Here is a 17969-nt window from a genome sequence, read left to right on the forward strand (position 1 = left end):
CCCCGATGGGTTTCAATCTTTCCGAATGGGCGTTGCGTAATCGCCAGATCGTACTGTTCCTGATGATCCTGCTGGCGGTGGTCGGCACCTTGTCCTACACCAAGCTGGGACAAAGCGAAGACCCGCCGTTCACCTTCAAGGCCATGGTGATCAAGACCAACTGGCCAGGCGCCACGGCCCAGGAAGTCTCGCGCCAGGTCACCGAGCGCATCGAGAAAAAGCTGATGGAGACCGGTGAGTACGAGCGCATCGTGTCGTTCTCGCGCCCCGGCGAATCCCAGGTCACCTTCATGGCCCGCGACTCCATGCACTCGGCGCAGATCCCCGAGCTGTGGTACCAGGTGCGCAAGAAGATCAGCGATATCCGCCAGACCCTGCCACCGGATATCCAGGGGCCGTTTTTCAACGATGAATTCGGCACCACCTTTGGCAATATCTACGCCCTGACCGGCGACGGTTTTGACTACGCCGTGCTCAAGGACTACGCCGACCGCATCCAGATTCAACTGCAACGGGTGCCGGATGTGGGCAAGGTTGAGTTGCTTGGCCTACAGGACGAGAAGATCTGGATCGAACTGTCCAACCTCAAGCTGGCCACTCTTGGCTTGCCGTTGGCGGCCGTACAGCAGGCCTTGCAGGAGCAGAACGCAGTCTCCACCGCCGGTTTCTTCGAAACCCCGACCGAACGCGTGCAGCTGCGGGTGTCGGGCAACTTCAAGACGGTGGAGGAGATCCGCAACTTCCCGATCCGCGTCGGTGACCGCACCTTCCGCATCGGCGACGTGGCGGACATCCACCGGGGCTTCAACGACCCACCGGCCCCGCGTATGCGCTACATGGGCGCGGACGCCATCGGCCTGGCGGTGGCCATGCGCGACGGCGGCGACATCCTGGTGCTGGGCAAGGCCCTGGAAGGCGAGTTCGCACGCCTGCAGAAGAATCTTCCGGCAGGTATGGAGCTGCGCAAGGTGTCGGACCAACCGGCCGCGGTGAAAACCAGTGTCGGCGAATTCGTCCAGGTCCTGGCCGAGGCCTTGGCCATCGTGTTGCTGGTGAGCTTTTTCTCCCTCGGCGTGCGCACCGGCATGGTGGTGGCCCTGGCGATTCCGCTGGTGTTGGCAATGACCTTTGCCAGCATGTATTACCTCGGCATCGGCTTGCACAAGATCTCCCTCGGTGCACTGGTACTGGCCCTGGGCCTGCTGGTGGACGACGCAATCATCGCCGTGGAAATGATGGCGATCAAAATGGAACAGGGCTACGACCGGCTCAAGGCCGCGAGTTTCGCCTGGACCAGCACCGCGTTCCCGATGCTCACCGGCACGCTGATCACCGCCGCCGGTTTCTTGCCGATTGCCACCGCGCAATCGAGTACCGGCGAATACACCCGCTCGATCTTCCAGGTGGTGACTATCGCCCTGCTGGCCTCGTGGGTCGCCGCTGTAGTGTTCGTGCCGTACCTGGGGGAAAAACTCCTGCCGGACCTGGCGAAGATTCACGCGGCCAAGCACGGTACTGACGGGCCAGATCCCTACGGCACACCCTTCTATCAGCGTGTAAGACGTTTGGTGGAGTGGTGCGTGCGTCGGCGCAAAACCGTGATCGTCCTGACCTTGCTGCTGTTTATCGGCTCGGTGGCGCTGTTTCGTTTTGTGCCGCAGCAGTTCTTCCCGGCTTCTGGTCGCCTGGAGCTGATGGTCGACCTGAAACTGGCCGAAGGTACGTCCCTGAGCAACACCGCCGATCAGGTCAAACGCCTGGAAGCGCTGCTCAAGGAGCATGCCGGCATCGACAACTACGTGGCCTATGTCGGCACTGGCTCGCCGCGCTTCTACCTGCCGCTGGACCAGCAATTACCCGCTGCGAGTTTTGCGCAGTTCGTGGTGTTGGCCAAAACCATCGAAGAGCGCGAAAGCCTGCGCACCTGGCTGATCGAAACCCTCAACGAACAGTTCCCGGCGCTGCGCTCGCGGGTCACGCGCCTGGAGAACGGCCCGCCCGTGGGTTACCCGGTGCAGTTCCGTGTAACGGGCGAGCACATCGAACAAGTCCGCGCCCTGGCGCGGAAAGTGGCGGCCAAGGTTCGCGAAAATACCCACGTGGTCAACGTGCACCTGGACTGGGAAGAGCCGAGCAAGATCGTCTACCTCAATATCGACCAGGACCGCGCCCGCGCCCTTGGCGTGAGCACCGCCAACCTGTCGAAGTTCCTGCAAAGCTCGCTCACCGGTTCCAGCGTCAGCCAATACCGGGAGGACAACGAGTTGATCGAGATCCTCCTGCGCGGCACCGTGCATGAACGCACTGAGCTGTCGTTGCTGCCAAGCCTGGCGGTGCCGACCGACAACGGCAAAAGCGTGGCGCTGTCGCAGATCGCCACCCTGGAGTACGGCTTCGAAGAAGGCATCATCTGGCACCGCAACCGCCTGCCAACGGTGACCGTGCGCGCCGATATCTACGGCAAGGAACAACCGGCGACCCTGGTCCAGCAAATCCTGCCGACCCTGGCAGGCGTGCGCGCCGAACTGCCGGATGGCTACCTGCTGGACGTCGGCGGCACGGTGGAAGACTCCGCCCGTGGGCAGAACTCGGTGAAAGCCGGCGTGCCGTTGTTCATCGTGGTGGTGCTGACATTGCTGATGCTGCAACTGCGCAGTTTCTCACGCACGGCGATGGTGTTTCTGACGGCGCCGTTGGGTTTGATCGGTGTGACGCTGTTCCTGCTGGTATTCCGCCAGCCCTTTGGCTTTGTGGCCATGCTCGGCACCATCGCCTTGTCGGGGATGATCATGCGGAACTCGGTGATCCTGGTGGACCAGATCGAACAGGACATCAAGGCCGGCCTCGCGCCATGGCAAGCCATTATCGAAGCTACCGTCCGACGCTTCCGTCCGATTGTGCTGACAGCCCTCGCGGCGGTGCTGGCGATGATCCCACTGTCACGCAGTGTGTTCTTCGGGCCGATGGCGGTGGCGATCATGGGCGGGTTGATTGTGGCGACGGCGTTGACCCTATTGTTCCTACCGGCCCTGTATGCTGCGTGGTTCCGAGTGAGGAAGGACGTCGCGTAATCATGTTGGCCACCGTTTCAGCCCTGATGTTGCTATTGCTTGCCCCTGGCCCGACCAACACCCTGCTGTTTCGCGCAGGTGTGTTGTTCGGCTACCGGGCCTCCTGGAAGCTCGCGTTCATCGAGTGCCTGGCCTACCTGCTGCAAGTTTCTGTGTGGGGTATGGCGCTGCTGTATCTGGCGGCCTACTCGCCATGGGCCTTGAAGGCCACGCAACTGGCGGCGGCCTGTTACCTGCTGTATGTCTCGTACAAGCTCTGGCAGCGCAAGAGCAGCACCATCGACGCGACCCGCGACCGTTTCTCCGGGCTGTATTTCTTCTGGCTGACGGTCATGAACCCCAAGGGCTTGTTGATCGCGTCGTTCATCGCCCCGGCCAGCGCGTTTGCCACGTTGCCCGGTTATGCCGGATTCATGAGCACGCTGGCGTTGGTGGTGGTTCCGGTGGGGGCGGCCTGGACTGTGTTGGGCAGTCATTTCGAAGGGATTCAGAAAGCCTGGCTGACACCGCTGAGAATCAATCGCGCAACGTCCGTAGCCATCTGCTGTTTTGCCACGATCATGATGGGGCGCCTGGCTGACTCACTCATCCATTGACGCTGGTTTACATTTCCATGCAAACGGACTTCGGGGCGGTGGAACCTTTGTTTGGGCTGACCGGGGAACTGTTGCGCCGCAAGTGCCACATAGAGTTACCTGTTGAGCAGGTAACTCTTCTGGCGGTCAAGCGCGCAGGACTGTTTCTACGGTGATGCTTAAGGAGTACGTATGTTGCTACCAATATTATTTCTTCCGCTGCAAATAGTGGGCGCGGCGATGGGGATGGGGATGGGGAATGGCTTCGGCCAGTTCAACGGCAATCGTCAACCTGATGTGAATATCCATATTCACAACGAGAGCAACAATCAAAACAACAATACCAGTATCAGTAATGCGGCCTCGTCGGCATCCGCACGCAGCCCTTCCATTACCTGGTAGTTAAAACCAAAACGCCCTGAGTTGATCAGGGCGTTTTCGCCGGCAAGGATTTTCCCTGCTCGGTGACGTGCAGTGTGCTGTTACAGCGCGCCAAACACTTTTTTCGCCAGACTGGTGGCCGCAGCCGCCGGATTCTTGCGAATGGTCTCTTCCTGCTGCGCAATCATCTTGAACAGGCCGTCCAGCGCCTGCTCGGTCACGTAGTTCTCGACGTTGGCGCTCTTGGCGTCCACCGCACCAAACGCCGCCGCCTTGCCCGCCAGGGCGTTGTATTGCTGGGCGACGCCGACCTTGTCGGTGGCCGCTTTCACGATCGGCAGGAACTTGGCGCGGATCTGTTCACGGCTGCTTTTGTTCAGGTACTGGGTGGCCGAATCCTGGCCACCGCTGAGGATGCCCTTGGCGTCGGTCACGCTCATGTTTTTCACGGCATTCACCAGGATCGGCTGGGCCTGGGTCACGGCGGACTCAGCGGCCTTGTTCATGCTGGTTTCCAGTTGGGTGACCTGGTCGCCCATGCCGAACATTTTCAGCTTGTCGGCCACTTTGCCCAACTTGCCTGGCAAACCGATCTTCACTTCCGGGTTGTTGCTGAAACCACCCGGCACCCCAAGCTGTTTCACGGCGATTTGCGCGCCTTGGGTCAGTGCGTCCTTGAGGCCGCCGGAAGCGTCGCCCTGGGACAGGCTGGAGAGGTCCAGCGCCATGGCGTTGGCCCCCAGCAGCAGGCCGGCGCACAGGGCAGTAAAGCGAAGGGAGTTACGGAGCATGGGCGCTTCCTTTTGATCGAGTTCAGTGGGCCACGGCGTCTACGCGCAGGCGCAGCGGTTGTGGATCCTGGCCGTTGAGCTGCACAGAGTGCCGTTCGGTGGTGATAAACATTAGCTTGCCGTCCACTTCGATGCGAGCGCTGACCGAGTAGCTGTGGCCGGGCTTGACCTGGGCCGGGTCGTAGCTCAGGTGAAACGGCAGCGGCACCTGGCCTTTGACCGGGCCTTTCTGTTCGGCGAGGGTCACCGCCGGTGCGTCGGCCAGGGACACGTCTTGCAGGCTGACGCTCAAGGTGGCGGTTGGCGGCAGGGCGATGCGTTGCAGGTAGAACACTTCGCCATCGAGGCTGGCCTCTGGTGCGGGCGTCATGGATTGGCAGGCTCCGAGCAGGGCGGTGAGGCCGAGGAGGATAATCTTTTTCATGGTGCAGCTCCTTGTCAGCGGCGCCGGAAACAGCCCGGCGCCTTATTCAATCTAGCGGCTTTCTTCGGGTTTGAGAGGTTCGGATTCGACCGGCGTGTCATCCACGCGGTGCAGCGCCACCTGGCGGATCGACAGGCGGATCTCCGCCGGCAGCACGCGCTTGGCCGCGCCTTCGGCCAGTTCGCCGAGCAGGTCGTGGTAACTCAACTTGCCCGCTTCATCGCGGCGCAGCACATCTTGCTCCAGCAACGACTGGATGAAATGTCGGAAAAGGCTTTTGTCGAAGAACTCCGGGGCGTTGAGGCCATGCAGGATCGACAGGCGCTGAGCCATCACCGTACACAGGTCTTCCAGCTCTTCGGCGCTGATGCTGTTCTGGCCGCTGTTGAGCAGCAGCGAGATCGCCATGTAGAAGCGTTGCAGGGTCTGGGCGATGCTCTTGGACAGCAGCGTCAGCAACACAAAATGCCGCGAGCTGGGCGCCGGGCGCAGGAACACGTTGTTCTCGAAGCGCAGCAGGCCCTGTTCGACAAAAGCGTCCAGCCATTGATCGACCACCGTGTCCAACTCTTCCAGCGACCAACGGATAAACAGCTCCGATTGCAGGTACGGGTACAGCGCGTGGGTGTAGCGCAGGATCTGTTCGCGGCTCATCCGCGAGCTGCTCTGGAAGAAACTCGCGAGCAGCGCCGGCAACGCGAAGATGTGCAGCACGTTGTTGCGGTAGTAGGTCATCAGGACGGCGTTCTGCTCGTCCAGGTACAGGATCTTGCCGAGGGCGTCGCTCTGTTCCGACAGCAGGTCCATGTCCAACACGTGCTTGATCAGCGCCAGGCCATCCCCTTCGGGCAAGGTGGTGTGGGGCGAGTAGGGCACGCGGCGCAGCAGCGCCAGGTACAGGTCAAGCTGGCGCGCCATGGCCTGTTCATCCAGGGCCAGGCGGGTGGTGGAGAGCAGCGCCAGGGCCACCAGGTTCACCGGGTTTACCGCGGCGGCTTCGTTCAAGTGGCGGGCTACCTGTTCGCCAAGGCGGTTGGTGGTTTCGTTGAGCCAGGCCGGCTTGTAGTTCGGGCCCAGCTCCTGGCTGCGCCAGTCCGGTTGTTCAGTATCGAGGAACTCGGCCAGCTTGATCGGCTCGCCGAAGTTGACCGCGACTTGGCCGAAGCGCTGCTTGAGCGCGCCGACCACTTTGAAAATATCGAAGATCGATTCTTTCTTTTTCGTCGCGCCACGCAGTTCGCCCAGGTAGGTGCGGCCTTCGAGCACACGCTCATAGCCGATATACACCGGCACGAACACGATGGGCATGCGCGAGGAGCGCAGGAAACTGCGCAGGGTGATCGCCAGCATGCCGGTCTTCGGTTGCAGCATGCGCCCGGTGCGCGAGCGGCCGCCCTCGACGAAGTACTCCACCGGGAAGCCTTTGGTGAACAGGGTGTGCAGGTATTCGTTGAACACCGAGGTGTACAGCGGGTTGCCCTTGAAGGTGCGGCGCATGAAAAACGCACCGCCTCGGCGCAGCAGGCTGCCGATCACCGGCATGTTCAGGTTGATGCCCGCCGCGATGTGCGGCGGGGTCAGGCCGTTCTTGAACAGCAGGTAGGAGAGCAGCAGGTAGTCGATATGGCTGCGGTGGCAAGGCACGTAGATCACCTCGTAGCCCTGGGCAACCTTTTGCACACCTTCGATGTTGTTGACCTTGATGCCGTCGTAGATCTTGTTCCAGAACCAGCTCAGCACCACTTCGAGGAAGCGGATCGCGGTGTAGGTGTAGTCCGAGGCGATCTCGTTGCCATAGCGCAGGGCCTGGGCCTTGGCTTTTTCCGGGCTGATTTTTTCCCGTTCGGCCTCGTCCAGGATGGCCTGGCGCACCAGCGGCATGTTGACCAGGCCTTTGACCAGGTTGCGCCGGTGGGACAGGTCGGGGCCGATCACGGCGGTCTTCAGGTTGCGAAAGTGCACCCGCAGGATCCGTTGGGCCATGCGCACCGTGCGTTCGTGGCCTTTATTGTGCTCGATCAATTCACGCAGGTTGATAGGCGCGGAGAATTGCACGCGAGTCTTGCGCCCCAGGATCAGGATGCTCAGAAAGCGCCGCAGGCGCCCGGTGACCGCCCAACTGTCGGCAAACAGCAGCTTCCACGGGCTGGACTCACTCTCGGGCGACTGCCCCCCAGAACACGCTGACCGGAATGATTTGTGCATTCTCTTCGGCATGCTCGGTGAGGGTGTTGACCAGGCGGGTCAGGGTCGGCGGCGCGCCGCGCTTGTCCTGGCGGCCGAGCCAGTCCGGCTCGGGCGTGAGGTAGAAGAACGCCGCCGGTTCCATCAGCGGCCCCACTGCGACCGGCAGCACCGGGCGCGGCAGGCCGGCCTTGGTGCACTCGGCATCGACCACGGCCAATTCGGTGAGGGAGGGCGATTGCAGGACGTAGAACACCGGCCGGCTGCGGTCCAGGTTGAGGGTAAGGGACGACTGGTTGATCGTCTCTGAGCGAACCCAGAGGTACAACAGTCGGCGCAAGGTGCCAAACACCAGACGGCGGAACGGGGAGCGGGTCATAGGCGTGCTGCTTCAAGTGGGAAAAACCGAGCAGGCGCTCGGGCGGGTAGTGTGCCGTATTCGCCGAAAATCGGCAAAAAAGCAGCGATGTAAACTTGAGTTGATCGTTTTGGAGCCTGTCTTATACTCGGCAGTTCAATGCGAGCGACTCAACAATAAAAAGCATGTGGGAGTTAAACAGATGGCAACGCGCGAAACCGGCAATGTGAAGTGGTTCAACGATGCAAAGGGTTACGGCTTTATTCAGCGTGATGATGGCAAGGATGTGTTTGTGCACTACCGCGCCATTCGCGGTGACGGCCACCGCTCGTTGGCCGAGGGCCAGCAAGTGGAATACGCCGTGGTGACCGGCGAGAAGGGGTTGCAGGCGGAGGATGTGGTGGGGCTTTGAGGCCGGCCCCATCTTGATTTGGTAACCCAATCAAGTGTGGGAGCTGGCTTGCCTGCGATAGCATCACTGTGGTCTTACTGATAGACCGAGGTGTCTGCATCGCAGGCAAGCCAGCTCCCACATTGATTGTGTTTGCAGCTTTAAATCAGGCGGTTTTCCAGGTGATCTGTTCTTCACCGTCTTCGCTGATCCGAATCCAGGTATCAGCGCTTTCCTCACCTTCTTCCTCAACCCACGTCCCCGGCGCACAACGCACTTCGACGTTCAGCGCAGCAAACGCAGCGCGGGCGCAGGCGATGTCGTCGTCCCACGGGGTCTGGTCGCTTTCCAGGTACAGGCTGTTCCATTTGCCTACGGCCTTGGGCAGCCAGGTGACGGGTACGTTGCCGGCCTTGCACTTGTAGGTCTGGCCTTTCTGCACCCAATCGGTACATGGGCCCAGGGCGGCGCCCAGCCAGGCGGCGACGGCTTTGTAGTCGACGTCGGCGTCCTTCAGGTAAATCTCGATATCGGGTTGGCGCATGGATGTTCCTCGTTGCGGGATTTTAAAAATCCATTCGCGGAAAAGTCGGTTATTGAAGCACGAAATAGTCGTAACGCATCGACACAGTGACAGACAGGGGCTCGGCCGCCTCGATCACTTCGGCACGTTTTTCGGCGCTGGCGCGCCAGCCGTGGGGTGTCATGGCCAGCAGGTTGGCGCGGTCTTGAGGCTCGGCCAGGCTCAGGGTGAACTCCAGGGTTTCGCTATGGGCCAGGCTCATGCCGTCCGGCACCAGGGCCAGGTGCTTGTCGTCGGTGTACTCGCGCACTTCGTCGTACAGGCGCTCGCGCAGTTCCATCAGGTGGCCGCTGGTCGGGCCGACCTTCATCAGGCCGCCGCCAGGACTGAGCAGGCGCTTGGCCTCTTCCCAGTCCAACGGGCTGAACACGCTGGCAAGAAACTGGCAGCTGCCTGACGCCAACGGCACGCGGGCCATGCTGGCGATCAACCAGGTCAGCGCCGGGTTGCGTTTGCACGCCCGCTTGACGGCTTCCTTGGAGATGTCCAGTGCGTAGCCGTCCGCCTGGGGCAGGGCGTCGGCGATTTGCGCGGTGTAGTAACCCTCGCCACAGCCAATGTCCACCCAGCGCGCCGGGGCACGTTCTGCCGCCAGTTCGGCCAGGCGCTTGGCCACCGGGGCGTAGTGCCCGGCGTTGAGGAAGTCACGGCGCGCCTCGACCATGGCGAGGTTGTCGCCCGGGTCGCGGCTGTTCTTGTGCTGCACCGGCAACAGGTTCAGGTAACCCTGGCGCGCGCGGTCGAAACGGTGCCCGGCGGGGCACGCAACGCCATTGTCCACCGCGTTCAGCGGGGCGCTGCAGAGGGGGCAGGCGAGCATCAGGCGAGCAACTTGATCAGGGTCTGGTAGTAGATTTCGGTCAGCACGTCGAGGTCGCTGGCCAGAATGCGTTCGTTGACCTGGTGGATCGTTGCGTTGACCGGACCCAGTTCAACCACCTGGGTGCCGAGGGTGGCGATGAAGCGCCCATCCGAGGTACCGCCGCTGGTGGACGCCTTGGTGTCACGCCCCGTGATTGCCTTGATGCTGGCCGAGACCGCATCCAGCAACGCGCCCGGTTCGGTGAGGAACGGCAGCCCCGACAGCGCCCATTCCACATGCCAATCCAGGCCGTGCTTGTCGAGGATCGCGGCGACGCGCTGTTGCAGGCCTTCGACGGTGGACTCGGTGGAGAAGCGGAAGTTGAACACCGCCGTCAGGTCACCGGGAATCACGTTGGTGGCGCCGGTGCCGGAGTTCAGGTTGGAGATCTGGAAGCTGGTCGGCGGGAAGAAGGTGTTGCCGTCGTCCCAATGCTCGGCGGCCAGTTCGGCCAGGGCCGGTGCGGCCAGGTGGATCGGGTTCTTCGCCAGGTGCGGGTAGGCCACGTGGCCTTGCACGCCGCGCACGGTCAGGGTGGCCCCGAGGGAGCCGCGACGGCCGTTCTTGACCACATCGCCCACCAGCGTGGTGCTCGACGGTTCGCCGACGATGCACCAGTCCAGGCGCTCCTTGCGCGCGGCCAGGCGTTCGATCACAGCCTTGGTGCCGTGGTGCGCCGGGCCTTCTTCATCGCTGGTGATGAGGAAGGCGACCGAGCCCTTGTGGTCCGGGTAGTCGTGCACGAAGCGCTCGGAAGCCACCAGCATCGCCGCCAGGCTGCCTTTCATGTCTGCCGCGCCACGGCCGCAGAGCATGCCGTTGTCATCGATCAATGCGTCGAACGGGTCGTTCTGCCAGGCCTGCACCGGGCCTGTCGGGACCACGTCGGTGTGACCGGCGAAGCACAGCACCGGGCCTTCGTGCTTGCCGTGGGTGGCCCAGAAATTGTCCACGTCCTCGATGCGCATCGGCTCCAGCGCAAAACCGGCGTCGCCCAGGCGCTGCATCATCAGCTTCTGGCAATCGGCGTCGATCGGCGTTACCGAGGGGCGACGGATCAGGTCGATGGCAAGTTGAAGGGTCGGCGAAAGGTCGGCATGGGCCGTCATGGGAAAACTCCGGGAAGCGTGGTGTGGGCGCAGGACGAATGTGGAATACAGAGCTCGGGGCGATGTAGAGCCAATGTGGGAGCTGGCTTGCCTGCGATAGCATCGCCGCGGTGTGCCAGCCAGACCGCGGCGTCTGCATCGCAGGCAAGCCAGCTCCCACAGAGAGCAAAGGCAGGGCCAAGACTCATAAAACGGCCGTTATCTTATAGCAAAACGGCGGCCAGAGGCCGCCGTTTAGTGCATTGCGCAAGTTTTTACGCAGCAGGTGCGGGCTCCGCCGCCACCGAAGGTTTCGGCAGCGAAGACAGGAACGCCATGATCAACGCCGCCACATACGGCAGCGACTGCACCAGCAGCATCACCACCCAGAAGCGAATGTCATTGCTCGGCAGGCCCTGCACCAGGTAGATACCCAGCGCGGCGCCCCACAACAGCAGCATGATGAACATTTCTTCGCGAGCTTCGGAAATCGCTACCCAGAAGCCGTGGTTATCCGCGTTTTTCGGTGTGCGAAAGAACGGAATACTGCTGGTGAAGAAGCCATACAGCACCGCCTTGGCGATGGTGTGGGACAACGCCAGGCCGGCCAGGGCCGCGCAGAACGCGTCCTTGAGGTTCACGCCCACGGCGCGACGGTACAGGAACACGATCTTGCCCACCTTGAACACGAACAACGCCAACGGCGGGATCGCGAAGATCAGCAACGGCGGGTCGACCCGCGTCGGCACGATGATCATCGCCGCCGACCACAACAGTGCGCCCACGGTGAAGAAGATGTTCATGCCGTCCGCCACCCACGGCAACCAGCCCGCGAGGAAGTGGTAGCGCTGGCCACGGGTCAGCTCGGTGTCCTTGCCGCGCAACAGGCTGGCGGTGTGACGCTTGATGATCTGGATCGCACCGTAGGCCCAGCGGAAACGCTGTTTCTTGAAGTCGATAAAGGTGTCCGGCATCAGGCCTTTGCCGTAGCTGTCGTGGTAATACGCCGCCGACAGGCCTTTCTCGAATACCCGTAGTCCCAGTTCGGCGTCTTCACAGATGCACCAGTCGGCCCAGCCGAGTTCTTCGAGCACCGAGCGCCGGGTCATGGTCATGGTGCCGTGCTGGATGATCGCGTCACGGTCGTTGCGGGTGACCATGCCGATATGGAAGAAGCCCTTGTATTCCGCGTAGCAGAGCTTCTTGAAGGTGCTTTCGTTCTGGTCGCGGTAGTCCTGCGGCGATTGCACCACGGCGATTTTCGGGTCGGCGAAGTGCGGCACCATGTGCTTGAGCCAGTTGGGCGACACGCAGTAGTCCGAATCGATCACCGCGATCACTTCGGCATCCTTGGCGGTGTGCGGCAGCAGGTAGTTCAACGCGCCACCCTTGAAACCGGCCAGGGGCGCGACGTGGAAGAACTTGAAGCGCGGGCCGAGGGTTTCGCAGTAGTCGCGCACCGGTTCCCAGACGGCTGGGTCTTTGGTGTTGTTGTCGATGATCAGGACTTCGTAGTCCGGGTAATCGAGGGCGGCGAGGGCGTCGAGGGTCTGTTTGACCATCTCCGGCGGCTCGTTGTAGCACGGCACGTGGATCGACACTTTCGGGCGGTAGTCCGAGTCCCCTTCGACCGGCAGGAATTCACGCCGACGCTTGTGGGTCCACACCGCTTCCGCCAACTCATGGGCTTCGGTCAGCAACACGATAAACACGCCGAGGGCGCCGAGGGCCAGGAGGATGCCCACGGTGACGCTGAACCAGGTGCTGTATTGCTGGCTGTAGTCGTAGCCGATCCACACCAGCACCGAACCGCAGAGGAACGCGATAAAGGTCAGGAAGGTGCGGCCACGCTGGCGCAGGGCCGAGCCGTCGATCATCAGCAGGGTCAGCGACAGCAGGGCGAGCACCACCGAGCCGATGGCGAGTACGCGCCATTGCGGGATGGCGACCACGGGCCCTTCAAAGTTGAATTTCTGCTGGCGTGCGGCGTTGAACACGCCCCAGTAAGCGCCGGCCGAGCCTTCATCGCTGACTTTCCACGGCTGGTCGAAGGCTTCGATCACGAAGTAGTTGTAGCCCTGGCGATTGAGTTTATTCACCAGTGTTCGTAGGTAAATCGCCTGGTCGGCCGGGGACGTTTCATTGCCACCGCGCATGCGCCCGTTGCTCGGCCAGCCAACCTCCGACAGCAGCAGCGGCTTTTTCGGGAACAGTTTCTTCAGGTCCTTGGCGCGGTCGAGTACGTACTGGCCGGCCTTGTCCATCGGAATGTATTCCCAGAACGGCAGGATGTGCGCGGCGATCAGGTCGACGTGCTTGGCCAGTTGCGGGTTCTTTTCCCAGATGTCCCATTGCTCGGAGGTCGTGACCGGCACTTTGACGGCGGCGCGCACCCGATCCAGCAGCACAATCAGCGCTTCCGGGGTGATGTCCTTGCGGAATACCGCTTCGTTACCCACCACAACCCGCACCACACTGCGCGAGTTGTTGGCGATTTCGATGGCGCGCTGGATTTCTCGCTCGTTGCGTTCCAGGTCCGGGCTGATCCAGATCCCCAGGGTCACGCGCAGGCCGAACTCTTCGGCCAGCTTGGGGATGTCGCCCAGGGTGCCGTCGACCGAGTAGGTACGGATGTTGTCCGTCAGCTTGCTCATGATCGCCAGGTCCTGGCGCATCTGGTCGTCGGTCGGGAACTGGTTCTTCTGCGGGTACTGGCCTTGCTGGAACGGCGAGTAGGAGAAACCGGAGATCTGTTCAGGCCAGTTGGGGGTGGTGACCGGGCGGTTGATCAGCGCCCAGAAGCCGGTGAACAGTGCGGCGATTGCCAGCACGATCACCAGGTTGAGTCCAAATTTACGCGATGCCATGGCTATTTCGGGTTCCAAAGGGTGTGGAACGAAAAGAGGTGTCGGCCTGCGCCGAACGGCGCGCATCCTACACCGGCGCTTCCCTGAGCGTACAGCAAGCAGAGAAAAGCCGGACGTTAGTCAGCGAAAGCCCATCTAAGTTCTTAACTTGTAACTTGTAGCTTAAAACTTGCCGCTGCGTAGCCCATAATGCGCGCCGGTTTTTGGGGTAATGGTCATGAGTACAGAAGATCCACGGTTTGCAGGCGTCGCCCGCTTGTATGGCATTGAAGGCCTGGAACGCTTGAAAGCGGCCCATGTGGCGATCGTCGGCGTCGGCGGCGTGGGCTCCTGGGCGGCGGAAGCCATCGCACGTTGCGGTGTGGGCGAGATTTCGCTGTTTGACCTGGATGACGTGTGCGTCAGCAACAGCAACCGCCAGTTGCATGCGCTGGACAGCACCGTGGGCAAACCCAAGGTCGAAGTGATGGCCGAGCGCCTGCGCGGCATCAACCCGGATTGCACGGTGCATGCGGTGGCGGACTTCGTCACCCGCGACACCATGGCCGAGTACATCACGCCCGATATTGATTGCGTGATCGACTGCATCGACGCCGTCAACGCCAAGGCCGCGCTGATCGCCTGGTGCAAGCGCCGCAAGATCCAGATCATCACCACGGGCGGCGCCGGTGGGCAGATCGACCCGACGTTGATCCAGGTGTGCGACCTGAACCGGACGTTCAACGATCCGCTGGCGTCGAAAGTGCGCTCCACCCTGCGCCGCGACTATGGTTTCTCGCGCACCGTGACCCGTCACTACAGCGTGCCGTGCGTGTTTTCCACCGAGCAACTGCGTTATCCGAAGCCGGATGGCAGCATTTGCTTGCAGAAGAGTTTTGTCGGCGATGGGGTGAAGCTGGACTGTGCTGGTGGGTTTGGTGCGGTGATGATGGTCACGGCCAGCTTTGGCATGGTGGCGGCGACCAAGGCGGTGGACAAGATTGTGGCTGGGGTGCGCCGGCCTTCGGAGCGGGTCAAGCCTGCTTAATTCTGGAAACTTGCACCATTCAAAATGTGGGAGCTGGCTTGTGTGGGAGCTGGCTTGCCTGCGATAGCATCACCTCGGTATGACTGATACACCGAGGTGCCTGCATCGCAGGCAAGCCAGCTCCCACATTTAGTTTTGTGTAAGGCTCAAAGTTCGCATGCGCTGTAATACTGCATTCAAGCCGTTGCTGCGCGAGGGTGACAACTGGCGGGAAAGGCCCAGCTGATTGAACCAGTCGGGCAAGTCCACGGCCTGCAACTCGGCAGTCGACAACCCATTCACCCGCACCAGCAACAACGCCACCAACCCGCGAATCAACCGCGCATCACTGGCAGCAGCAAACTGCCAATGCCCCTCCTGCAATCGCCCCACCAACCACACCAGGCTTTCGCAGCCCTGCACCAGGTTGGCGTCGACCTTGTCTTCGGCGGGCAGGGCAGGCATGCGCTCACCCCATTGCATCAGCATCCGCGCGCGCTGTTCCCAACTGCCGACAGCCTGGAACGCTTCAAGCGCTGTCACTGCATCGACCGGCAAACTCATCGCAACATATCCAGGGCCTGATCCAGCGCCTCAAAAAAGCGCTCCAGGTCGTCGGAATCGTTATACAGCGCCAGCGAAACGCGGATCGCCCCCGACAAATGCATCGCCTTGAGCAGCGGCATCGCACAATGATGACCGGCGCGTACGGCAATGCCTTGCTCGGTGAGCAGGTGCGCAAGGTCGGCGTTGTGCACGCCCTCGACGACAAAACTGACCAACGCTACTTGAGGCGCGCCCAGCACCCGCACGCCATTGCGCGCGTTGAGCCCGCGCAGCAGGTAGTCATGCAGCGCCGCTTCATGGGCGATCACCGCTTGCTGATCCAGCGAGCTCAGGTAATCCAGGCTGGCGCCCAGCCCGATCACGCTGGCAATCGGCGGCGTGCCGGCCTCGAACCCCAGCGGCGCCGGGCGGAAGCTGGCGCTGTGGTAATCGGCCTGTTGCACCATCTCACCGCCAAACTGCCAGTGGCGCAGGTGATGCAGGGCCTCATTGCGACCGAACAACACACCGACGCCGTCCGGGCCGTAGAGCTTGTGGCTGGAAAACACGTAGAAGTCGCAGCCCAGGGCCTGTACGTCCTGACGACCATGGACGATGCCTTGGGCGCCGTCGATGACCGTCAGGGCGCCGTGGGGCTGGGCCAGTGCGAACAGGGCCTCCAGCGGTTGCCACGCTCCGAGCACGTTGGACAACTGGCTCACCGCCAGCAGGCGTGTGCGCGGGCCGATCAGCTTGGCGGCGGCGGCGAGGTCAATCACGCCGTCATCGCCAAGGGGCAATACCACCAGTTCCAAGGCGCGGCGTTTGGCCAGTTGCTGCCAGGGCAGCAGGTTGGCGTGGTGTTCCAGGGCGCTGATGACAATCTCATCGCCCGCATTGAATAGATGCTCCAGGCCGTAGGCCAGGAGGTTCAGCGCAGAGGTTGCACCGTGGGTGAACACGACCTGCCCGCTGTCACCTGCGTTCAACCACTGGGCGACCTTGCTGCGGCTGTCTTCGAACGCCTGGGTCGCATGGGCACCCGGCAAATGCTGGGCACGGTGCACATTGGCTGCGCCATTGGCGTAGTAATGGCTGATGGCATCCAACAGGGCCTGGGGTTTTTGCGTGGTGGCGGCGTTGTCCAGGTAGGTCTGGTCTTGCCGTTGCAGGGTGGCGATGGCCGGGAAATCGGCGCGCCAGGGAGAGGGCACTAGCATGGTGTTCAAGACTCGTATAAGCGAGCCCCAGGATCGGGGCCCGCTAGGGGCATCGAGTGGCTGCTTAGTTGTGAGCGTGCAGCGCTTCGTTCAGTTCGATGGCCGATTTGTGGGTTTTGCACTCCACTGCACCGGTCTCGGAGTTGCGGCGGAACAGCAGGTCCGGCTGGCCGGCCAGGTCGCGTGCCTTGACCACCTTGACCAGTTGGTTCTGCTCGTCCAGCAGCGCGACCTTGGTCCCGGCGGTGACGTACAGGCCCGACTCCACGGTGTTGCGGTCGCCCAGCGGGATACCGATACCGGCGTTGGCGCCGATCAGGCAGCCTTCGCCGACCTTGATCACGATGTTGCCGCCGCCCGACAGGGTGCCCATGGTGGAGCAACCGCCGCCCAGGTCCGAACCCTTGCCGACGAACACGCCAGCCGACACGCGGCCTTCGATCATGCCCGGGCCTTCGGTGCCGGCGTTGAAGTTGATGAAACCTTCGTGCATCACGGTGGTGCCTTCGCCCACGTAGGCGCCCAGGCGCAGACGCGCGGCGTCAGCGATACGCACGCCGGCCGGGACCACGTAGTCGGTCATTTTCGGGAACTTGTCCACCGAGAACACTTCCAGTAGCTCGCCACGCAGGCGTGCTTCCAGCTGGCGTTCGGCCAGTTCGCTGATGTCGATGGCGCCCTGGCTGGTCCACGCGACGTTTGGCAGCTGCGGGAACACACCGGCCAGGCTCAGGCCGTGGGGCTTGACCAGGCGGTGGGACAGCAGGTGCAGCTTGAGGTAGGCCTCAGGCGTGGAGGTCAGCGCGGCGTCTTCGGCCAGCAGCGTGGCAACCAGCGGGGTGTGGCTTTCAGCCAGGCGGCTGAGCAGGGCGGCTTGGGTGGCATCGACGCCTTTCAGTGCGTCGGCCAGTTGCAGGGCCTGGGTGACGGTGAAGGTGATTGCCTGGTTGCCTTCGGTGTAGCCGAGGATCGGCGCGATGGCTGCAACGATTTCCGCCGAAGGATTGAGCAGCGGTTGTGCGTAAAACACTTCCAGCCAAGCACCTTGGCGGTTCTGAGTGCCGACGCCGAAGCCCAGGCTGAACAGGGAATTGGACATGCTGTTACCTCTACAAAAATGGAAAGGGCTGGCCTACTTGAGGGCCGCCGAATAACTATCTGGCTTGAAGCCAATCAGCGTTCTGTCACCGAGATCGAGCACCGGGCGCTTGATCATCGAGGGTTGTGCGAGCATCAATTCAATGGCTTTCGACTGATCGAGATCGGCTTTGCGTTCGTCTTCGAGTTTGCGAAAGGTGGTGCCCGCACGGTTCAAAACCACCTGCCAACCGTGCTCGTTGCACCATTGGGTCAAGTGTTCGCGGTCGATACCTGCCGTTTTGTAGTCGTGGAACTCGTAGTTCAGACCGTGCTCATCGAGCCAGGTGCGCGCCTTTTTCATGGTGTCGCAGGCTTTGATGCCGAAAAGGTGCAAGGTTTTGCTTGAAACGGTCAAGGAATTGCCCCCCTTTGGACCAACGGAAACGAAAGGTCACGGATTATGCCACGACCGGCGGCCTGTGGTGCCGCTCGTCATGCTGGCGTGCGACTTATGTGCAAATGCCCGACGGCGGCATAGGCGG

15 protein-coding genes and 1 pseudogene are annotated in these 17969 nt (G+C 62.0%); 5 read left to right on the top strand and 11 right to left on the bottom strand.

Features of this window, described 5'->3' with window-relative positions; genetic code table 11:
- The first annotated feature begins 5 nt into the window (after positions 1-5).
- The 3 genes from PSH87_RS06375 (at position 6) to PSH87_RS06385 (ending at position 4048) form a co-directional block, all read left to right on the top strand.
- Complete coding sequence (locus PSH87_RS06375; RefSeq protein ID WP_305432911.1) at positions 6-3071, top strand: efflux RND transporter permease subunit; 3066 nt, start codon at positions 6-8, stop codon at positions 3069-3071.
- Between the two features lie 2 nt (positions 3072-3073).
- Positions 3074-3667, top strand: coding sequence for a LysE family translocator (locus PSH87_RS06380; protein WP_017738308.1), 594 nt, complete (start codon positions 3074-3076; stop codon positions 3665-3667).
- A gap of 171 nt (positions 3668-3838) precedes the next feature.
- A complete protein-coding gene (locus PSH87_RS06385; RefSeq protein WP_305432912.1) occupies positions 3839-4048 on the top strand; it encodes a hypothetical protein in 210 nt (69 codons plus the stop codon).
- Between the two features lie 80 nt (positions 4049-4128).
- On the opposite strand, the gene PSH87_RS06390 is transcribed toward PSH87_RS06385, so the two are convergent.
- From PSH87_RS06390 to plsB, 3 genes and pseudogenes are all read right to left on the bottom strand, one after another.
- Positions 4129-4818: a DUF4197 domain-containing protein gene (locus PSH87_RS06390; protein WP_017738305.1), complete on the bottom strand. Its 690-nt coding sequence runs from the start codon at positions 4816-4818 to the stop codon at positions 4129-4131.
- A 22-nt stretch (positions 4819-4840) separates the two neighbouring features.
- Complete coding sequence (locus tag PSH87_RS06395) at positions 4841-5242, bottom strand: YbaY family lipoprotein (RefSeq protein ID WP_017738304.1); 402 nt, start codon at positions 5240-5242, stop codon at positions 4841-4843.
- A 51-nt stretch (positions 5243-5293) separates the two neighbouring features.
- Positions 5294-7805 (bottom strand): annotated as a pseudogene (plsB, locus tag PSH87_RS06400) (glycerol-3-phosphate 1-O-acyltransferase PlsB).
- A 181-nt stretch (positions 7806-7986) separates the two neighbouring features.
- Here plsB and PSH87_RS06405 point away from each other — a divergent pair.
- Positions 7987-8196 carry a cold-shock protein gene (locus tag PSH87_RS06405; protein ID WP_017738302.1) on the top strand — a complete coding sequence of 70 codons (210 nt, stop codon included), beginning with the start codon at positions 7987-7989 and terminating at the stop codon, positions 8194-8196.
- A 145-nt stretch (positions 8197-8341) separates the two neighbouring features.
- Here the strand turns inward: PSH87_RS06405 and PSH87_RS06410 are convergent, their stop codons facing one another.
- The 4 genes from PSH87_RS06410 to PSH87_RS06425 form a co-directional block, all read right to left on the bottom strand.
- Positions 8342-8719, bottom strand: a complete 378-nt coding sequence (locus PSH87_RS06410) for a hypothetical protein (protein WP_017734665.1) — start codon at positions 8717-8719, stop codon at positions 8342-8344.
- A gap of 49 nt (positions 8720-8768) precedes the next feature.
- Positions 8769-9578 carry a putative RNA methyltransferase gene (locus PSH87_RS06415; protein WP_017734666.1) on the bottom strand — a complete coding sequence of 270 codons (810 nt, stop codon included), beginning with the start codon at positions 9576-9578 and terminating at the stop codon, positions 8769-8771.
- Entirely contained in the window at positions 9578-10729 is a 1152-nt protein-coding gene (gene dapE, locus PSH87_RS06420) for a succinyl-diaminopimelate desuccinylase (protein WP_305432913.1), read from the bottom strand. Before dapE ends, PSH87_RS06415 begins: the two co-directional genes overlap by 1 nt.
- 254 nt (positions 10730-10983) lie before the next feature.
- Positions 10984-13575 (bottom strand): glycosyltransferase, encoded by a 2592-nt coding sequence (locus PSH87_RS06425; protein WP_017734878.1) that lies wholly within the window; start codon positions 13573-13575, stop codon positions 10984-10986.
- Positions 13576-13792: 217 nt separating this feature from the next.
- Here PSH87_RS06425 and tcdA point away from each other — a divergent pair, with 217 nt between their 5' ends.
- Entirely contained in the window at positions 13793-14602 is an 810-nt protein-coding gene (gene tcdA / locus PSH87_RS06430; RefSeq protein WP_026136540.1) for a tRNA cyclic N6-threonylcarbamoyladenosine(37) synthase TcdA, read from the top strand.
- 129 nt (positions 14603-14731) lie between these two features.
- Here the strand turns inward: tcdA and PSH87_RS06435 are convergent, their stop codons facing one another.
- From PSH87_RS06435 to PSH87_RS06450, 4 genes are all read right to left on the bottom strand, one after another.
- Positions 14732-15145, bottom strand: a complete 414-nt coding sequence (locus PSH87_RS06435; protein ID WP_305432914.1) for a SufE family protein — start codon at positions 15143-15145, stop codon at positions 14732-14734.
- Complete coding sequence (locus tag PSH87_RS06440; protein WP_305432915.1) at positions 15142-16347, bottom strand: aminotransferase class V-fold PLP-dependent enzyme; 1206 nt, start codon at positions 16345-16347, stop codon at positions 15142-15144. Before PSH87_RS06440 ends, PSH87_RS06435 begins: the two co-directional genes overlap by 4 nt.
- Before the next feature lie 64 nt (positions 16348-16411).
- Complete coding sequence (gene dapD, locus PSH87_RS06445) at positions 16412-17446, bottom strand: 2,3,4,5-tetrahydropyridine-2,6-dicarboxylate N-succinyltransferase (RefSeq protein WP_017739124.1); 1035 nt, start codon at positions 17444-17446, stop codon at positions 16412-16414.
- A 33-nt stretch (positions 17447-17479) separates the two neighbouring features.
- A complete protein-coding gene (locus tag PSH87_RS06450) occupies positions 17480-17788 on the bottom strand; it encodes an arsenate reductase (RefSeq protein ID WP_305434265.1) in 309 nt (102 codons plus the stop codon).
- Positions 17789-17969: the final 181 nt, after the last annotated feature.

It is taken from the genome of Pseudomonas sp. FP453, assembly GCF_030687495.1.
In the GTDB taxonomy this organism is placed as follows: Bacteria; Pseudomonadota; Gammaproteobacteria; order Pseudomonadales; family Pseudomonadaceae; genus Aquipseudomonas.

Excerpts from the sequence above, each read along its gene's own strand:
- PSH87_RS06375 (WP_305432911.1), top strand. The coding sequence starts at position 6 with ATGGGTTTCAATCTTTCCGAATGGGCGTTGCGTAATCGCCAGATCGTA.
- PSH87_RS06380 (WP_017738308.1), top strand. The coding sequence starts at position 3,074 with ATGTTGGCCACCGTTTCAGCCCTGATGTTGCTATTGCTTGCCCCTGGC.
- PSH87_RS06385 (WP_305432912.1), top strand. The coding sequence starts at position 3,839 with ATGTTGCTACCAATATTATTTCTTCCGCTGCAAATAGTGGGCGCGGCG.
- PSH87_RS06390 (WP_017738305.1), bottom strand. The coding sequence starts at position 4,818 with ATGCTCCGTAACTCCCTTCGCTTTACTGCCCTGTGCGCCGGCCTGCTG.
- PSH87_RS06395 (WP_017738304.1), bottom strand. The coding sequence starts at position 5,242 with ATGAAAAAGATTATCCTCCTCGGCCTCACCGCCCTGCTCGGAGCCTGC.
- PSH87_RS06405 (WP_017738302.1), top strand. The coding sequence starts at position 7,987 with ATGGCAACGCGCGAAACCGGCAATGTGAAGTGGTTCAACGATGCAAAG.
- PSH87_RS06410 (WP_017734665.1), bottom strand. The coding sequence starts at position 8,719 with ATGCGCCAACCCGATATCGAGATTTACCTGAAGGACGCCGACGTCGAC.
- PSH87_RS06415 (WP_017734666.1), bottom strand. The coding sequence starts at position 9,578 with ATGCTCGCCTGCCCCCTCTGCAGCGCCCCGCTGAACGCGGTGGACAAT.
- dapE (WP_305432913.1), bottom strand. The coding sequence starts at position 10,729 with ATGACGGCCCATGCCGACCTTTCGCCGACCCTTCAACTTGCCATCGAC.
- PSH87_RS06425 (WP_017734878.1), bottom strand. The coding sequence starts at position 13,575 with ATGGCATCGCGTAAATTTGGACTCAACCTGGTGATCGTGCTGGCAATC.
- tcdA (WP_026136540.1), top strand. The coding sequence starts at position 13,793 with ATGAGTACAGAAGATCCACGGTTTGCAGGCGTCGCCCGCTTGTATGGC.
- PSH87_RS06435 (WP_305432914.1), bottom strand. The coding sequence starts at position 15,145 with ATGAGTTTGCCGGTCGATGCAGTGACAGCGCTTGAAGCGTTCCAGGCT.
- PSH87_RS06440 (WP_305432915.1), bottom strand. The coding sequence starts at position 16,347 with ATGCTAGTGCCCTCTCCCTGGCGCGCCGATTTCCCGGCCATCGCCACC.
- dapD (WP_017739124.1), bottom strand. The coding sequence starts at position 17,446 with ATGTCCAATTCCCTGTTCAGCCTGGGCTTCGGCGTCGGCACTCAGAAC.
- PSH87_RS06450 (WP_305434265.1), bottom strand. The coding sequence starts at position 17,788 with ATGAAAAAGGCGCGCACCTGGCTCGATGAGCACGGTCTGAACTACGAG.